The sequence below is a fragment of the Mycobacterium sp. genome, assembly GCF_049585075.1.
Taxonomy (GTDB): domain Bacteria; phylum Actinomycetota; class Actinomycetes; order Mycobacteriales; family Mycobacteriaceae; genus Mycobacterium.
Genome location: NZ_JBAUZA010000451.1, coordinates 1 through 4799, shown reverse-complemented (window position 1 = coordinate 4799; position 4799 = coordinate 1). Strand labels below are relative to the sequence as shown.

Genomic DNA, 4799 nt, shown 5'->3' with positions numbered 1-4799 from the left:
GGCTGACGGCAGGTGCGGTGGCGATCGCCATGCTGACTTTGACCGGCGCGGCCACGGTCGCGGCCGCGATGCATCGTGCCTACGCGCTTGGCTGGGTCGGAGCGACGGTGGCCTCGACGCTGCTGCTGTTATTGCCACTGCCGCTGGAGACCCGCACCGTCGTCGCGTTGTTGTGCGGACCGCTGGTTGGCATCGGAGTGCATCTGGTCGCACTGTCGCGCACCGGCAGTTGATCAGCCGAGTTGGGCGAACAGGCGTGTAGCTTGTGGGCTTGAAATGCACGAAACGCTCAGCGAAACGCGCAACGTCTGGATCATCGTGCCGGCTTTCAACGAAGCCGGCGTCATCGGCGACGTCATCGCCGATCTGCGCTCGGTTTTCACCCAGGTGGTGTGCGTGGACGACGGCAGCGCCGACGACACCGGCGACATCGCGCTGCGGGCCGGGGCGCATCTGGTGCGCCACCCGGTGAACCTCGGCCAGGGTGCGGCCATCCAGACCGGTGTCGAGTACGCGCGGCGCCAGCCCGGCGCGCAGGTCTTTGCGACTTTCGACGGCGACGGTCAGCACCGCGTCAAAGACCTCATCACGATGATCGATCGGCTCGGCGCCGGCGACGTGGACGTCGTCATCGGAACTCGATTCGGAGCGGGAGTCACAAGGCCCCCACTGATGAAGCGCGTCGTTCTTCGCACGGCCGTCCGATTGAGTCCGCGGGGCCGCCGGCTGGGATTGACCGATACCAACAACGGCCTGCGGGTCTTCAACAAAACCGTTGCCGACGGGCTGGACATCACCATGAGCGGGATGAGCCACGCCACCGAGTTCATCATGCTGATCGCCGAAAACCGTTGGCGCGTCGCTGAAGAACCCGTCGAGGTGCTTTACACCGAATACTCGAAATCCAAAGGCCAGCCGCTGCTCAACGGCGTCAACATCATCTTCGACGGGCTGCTACGAGGAAGGACGCCGCGATGAACTGGATCCAGGGTCTGCTGATCGCCTCGATCATCGCGTTATTGGTTTACCTGCTGCGGTCTCGTCGCAGCGCCCAGTCAAAGGCCTGGGTCAAAGTCGGCTATCTGGTATTCGTGCTCGCCGGTGTGTACGCCGTGCTGCGGCCCAACGACACCACGGTGGTGGCGCACTGGGTCGGGGTCGACCGCGGCACCGACCTGATGCTCTACGCACTGATCATCGCTTTCATCTTCACCACGTTGAGCACCTATCTGCGATTCAAAGACTTGGAGCTGCGTTACGCGCGACTGGCACGCGCGGTCGCGCTAGAAGGCGCCCAAACGCCTGAATAAGCAGGCTGCGGCGACACTTAAACGATCGCGACGACACGCCGAAATTCATCGCAACAGTTTAAATCTCGACGCCTTGCGCTAGACCGAATGCGCCCGCCGGAAGTACTCCACCGTGCGGCGCACACCCTCGTCGAGCGCCACCTGCGGGCGCCAGCCCAAAACCCGTTCAGCCAAACCGATATCGAGCCAGGACCGCTTCAAGTCACCCAGTCGTGGCGGATGAAATTCCGGATCGTCGGGCGCGCCGACAGCAGCGGCGACCGCTGAATGTAGTTGGCGGTCAGAGGTTTCCACACCCGTGCCGATGTTGAATCGCAGCCCGCCACCGACCGGCTCCGACGCCTTGACGAACGCGTCCACCACGTCGTCGACGAACACGTAGTCGCGGGTGTTGGAGCCGTCGCCGAAGACTTTGGTGGGCTTACCGGAAAGCAGCGCCTGCGCGAAGATCGCCACCACACCGGCCTCGCCGTGCGGATCCTGTCGGGGGCCGTAGACGTTGGCCGGCGCGATGTGCGAGCACTCCAGGCCGTAGAGATGGCGAAACGTGTTGAGGTAGATCTCGCCCGCAACCTTGCCCGCCGCATACGGCGACGCCGGATCGGTCGGCACGTCCTCGCTGGTCGGGTACGACGGCGGGACGCCGTAGATCGAGCCACCCGACGACGTGTGCACGACCTTGCGTACACCGGCTGCCCGGGCTGCATCGGCCAGCCGCACGGTGCCGATCACATTGACCGACGCATCGAATTGCGGGTCAGCCACCGAGTGCCGTACATCGATCTGCGCGGCCAGGTGAAACACCACCTCCGGGCGATGCTCGTCGAGGATCGCCTGCAGATCCGCGGTGACGATGTCGGCTTCGAGGAAGACAAACTCGGGATTGTCGGCCACGTGCTCGACGTTCGTGGCCCGCCCAGACGCAAAGTTATCTAGGCCCACGACGCTGTGCCCGTCGCTCAACAACCGGTCGACTAGCGTCGACCCGATGAAACCGGCTGCCCCGGTGACCAGTGCGCGCACCGGCCCACCATACCGATGGGCTGCCCGGACCCCGAACGTCGCGCTGGCCGCTGCCGCGCTGATCGCGGTGCAGCTGGTGATCCGGGCGGTGCTGGCGTTTCGGGGCTACTTCTACTGGGATGACTTGATCCTTGTCGGGCGGGCCGGCACCCATGGCCTGTTGTCGCCGTCGTATCTGTTCGACGACCACGACGGCCATGTCATGCCGGCCGCCTTCCTGGTCGCGGGTGCCATTACCCGGTTGGCGCCGTTGAACTGGATCGGTCCGGCGATCAGCCTTTTGGTGCTGCAGTTGCTGGCTTCGCTGGCGCTGCTACGGGCACTGCACGTGATTCTGGGCTGGCGCCCGGTGCTGCTGATCCCGCTGACCTTTGCGTTGTTCACCCCGCTGGGCGTTCCCGGTTTCGCGTGGTGGGCGGCGGCGCTGAACTCGCTGCCGATGCTCGCTGCGCTGGCCTGGGTCTGCGCCGATGCGATCATGCTGGTCCGAACGGGCAACCAGCGCTACGCGGTGACCGGCGTGCTGGTTTACCTCGGTGGGCTGCTGTTCTTCGAGAAGGCCGCGGTAATTCCCTTTGTCGCATTCGCAATCGTCGCGCTGGTGAGCCACGTACAAGGTGACCGCGCGCCCTTGGTGACGGTATGGCGGGCCGGGCTTCGGCTGTGGGCGGTGTCGCTGGCGCTGACCGCCGCGTGGATCGCCGTCTATCTGGTTGTGGTCAACCAGCAGCGGTGGAGTTCGGATCTGTTGATGACGTGGGATCTGTTGCGCCGCTCCGTCACTCACGGGATCGTTCCCGGTTTGGTTGGGGGCCCATGGGCCTGGGCCCGCTGGGCACCTGCCTCGCCGTGGGCTATCCCGCCGCTGGCGGCCAGAGTGCTGGGCTGGCTGGTGCTGACCATTGCGCTGGGAGTCTCGCTGGCGCGCAAGCGGCGCCTTATGCCGGTGTGGCTGACCGCGGCAGGCTACGTGGTTGCTTGCCAGGTGCCGATCTATCTGATGCGCTCATCGCGGTTCACCGCGCTCGAATTGGCCCAAACGTTGCGCTATTTCCCCGATCTCGTTGTGGTGCTGGCGCTGCTGGCGGCGGTCGGGTTCTGCGCGCCCAACCGTCCTGCGTCGCGCTGGCTGGACGCGTCAGTGGGCCGCACTGTGGTGACTGCCGCTGCCGCAGCGGCGTTCGTAGCGAGCAGTGGGTATTCGACGGCGACGTTTCTGACCTCCTGGCGAGATAACCCCGCCCAGCCCTATCTGCAGAATGCCCGCCGCGGATTGGCCGACGCGCACGCGGCTTCGAATGCGCCGTTGCTGGACCAAGAGGTCGATCCGATGGTTTTGGGCCGAGTGGCATGGCCGGACAATCTGGCCAGCCACCTGTTCGCACCGCTACGTGACCGCCCCGAATTCACCGCGGCGACAACGCAATTGCGGATACTGGACAGTTCGGGCCGATTGGCCGACGCGCAGGTGACATGGGTCCGCGCGATCTGGCCCGGGCCGGTGCCACAGTGTGGCTACTTCGTGCAGCCGGATCGACCGGTGCGCCTTGGTTTGGACGGCCCTCTGCTGCCGACGGATTGGACCGCCGAGCTCAACTATCTGGCCAACAGCGACGGCTCGATGACGTTATCGCTGTCCGACGGGCCCAACACGAAGGTGCCCGTGCATCCCGGACTCAACCGGGTCTTTGTCCGGCTGCCCGGCGCGGGCAATGCCATCACCGCGCGAGCCGACACGGCCGCGCTCGCGGTGTGCATTGCCGCCGGGCCGGTGGGCTACGCAGTGCCGAAGTAGATCCGAGCCACCTAGGAGAATCGAACTCCTGACCTGCTCATTACGAGTGAGCCGCTCTACCGACTGAGCTAAGGTGGCGTGCCCTGCGGGGCGGCACGAGTCTACGGCAGGCCCTCACACCGGCCCAAGTTCGCCCGGCGACGATGCAGAGCGCGCAGCGCGATGAGGAGGAGTTGGGCAATCAAGTTCAGTCGCGCAGCGCCTGGCCGATCGTGGCGACCATCGCGTCGACGGCGAATTTGGGCTTGACGTTGACCGCGAGCGCTTCGCGGCACTCCAGCACAGCCTCGATGCAGCGCAGCAACCGCTCCGGTGTGACATGCGCGGCCATCGCCGCGATCGGCTCTGCCATGTCAGGGTGGTTGCGCCGCACGCCTGTCGCGTCGGCGGCCACCAGCAGCGCGTCCCGAAAATAGGTCGCCAGGTCGATCAAAGCGCGGTCCAGCGCATCCCGCGACGCCCGGGTCTGACGCGACTTCTGCCGTCGCTCAAGGTCTTTGATCGCCCCGGCGGCACCGCGCAACGTCCCGGCGGTGCCTTTCCCGGTACCTCCCGCGCCCAGCGCGGTGCGCAGCTCCTCGGTTTCAGCCTCGTCGCGCCCAGCGGTCAGCACCGCCGCCTCAGCTTCGGCCGCGGCCACCAGCGCCTCGGCGGCGCCGTAGGCCTTTGAT

The 4799-nt window shown here is 66.0% G+C and carries 5 protein-coding genes, 1 tRNA gene and 1 pseudogene; 4 read left to right on the top strand and 3 right to left on the bottom strand.

What is annotated here, in order from left to right; genetic code table 11:
• From WB785_RS21365 to WB785_RS21355, 3 genes and pseudogenes are all read left to right on the top strand, one after another.
• Positions 1 to 233 (top strand): annotated as a pseudogene (locus WB785_RS21365) (hypothetical protein); the annotation flags it as partial.
• A 43-nt stretch (positions 234 to 276) separates the two neighbouring features.
• Complete coding sequence (locus WB785_RS21360) at positions 277 to 978, top strand: glycosyltransferase family 2 protein (protein ID WP_424081574.1); 702 nt, start codon at positions 277 to 279, stop codon at positions 976 to 978.
• Complete coding sequence (locus tag WB785_RS21355) at positions 975 to 1310, top strand: DUF2304 domain-containing protein (protein WP_424081572.1); 336 nt, start codon at positions 975 to 977, stop codon at positions 1308 to 1310. Before WB785_RS21360 ends, WB785_RS21355 begins: the two co-directional genes overlap by 4 nt.
• A gap of 78 nt (positions 1311 to 1388) precedes the next feature.
• Here WB785_RS21355 and WB785_RS21350 read toward each other — a convergent pair whose 3' ends face one another.
• Positions 1389 to 2333, bottom strand: coding sequence for an NAD-dependent epimerase/dehydratase family protein (locus WB785_RS21350; RefSeq protein ID WP_424081571.1), 945 nt, complete (start codon positions 2331 to 2333; stop codon positions 1389 to 1391).
• On the opposite strand from WB785_RS21350, the gene WB785_RS21345 reads away from it, so the two are divergent.
• Positions 2299 to 4128: a hypothetical protein gene (locus WB785_RS21345; protein ID WP_424081570.1), complete on the top strand. Its 1830-nt coding sequence runs from the start codon at positions 2299 to 2301 to the stop codon at positions 4126 to 4128. The genes WB785_RS21350 and WB785_RS21345 overlap by 35 nt on opposite strands.
• A 5-nt stretch (positions 4129 to 4133) precedes the next feature.
• On the opposite strand, the gene WB785_RS21340 is transcribed toward WB785_RS21345, so the two are convergent.
• Both WB785_RS21340 and WB785_RS21335 read right to left on the bottom strand, forming a co-directional pair.
• Positions 4134 to 4206: transfer RNA gene (locus tag WB785_RS21340), tRNA-Thr, on the bottom strand.
• A gap of 109 nt (positions 4207 to 4315) precedes the next feature.
• Positions 4316 to 4799 (bottom strand): DNA polymerase III subunit delta' C-terminal domain-containing protein (locus WB785_RS21335; protein ID WP_424081569.1); only part of this gene is annotated, 484 nt, incomplete at its 5' end.

Coding starts and splice junctions, on each gene's coding strand:
- WB785_RS21345 (WP_424081570.1), top strand. CDS start 2,299: ATGAAACCGGCTGCCCCGGTGACCAGTGCGCGCACCGGCCCACCATAC.
- WB785_RS21355 (WP_424081572.1), top strand. CDS start 975: ATGAACTGGATCCAGGGTCTGCTGATCGCCTCGATCATCGCGTTATTG.
- WB785_RS21360 (WP_424081574.1), top strand. CDS start 277: ATGCACGAAACGCTCAGCGAAACGCGCAACGTCTGGATCATCGTGCCG.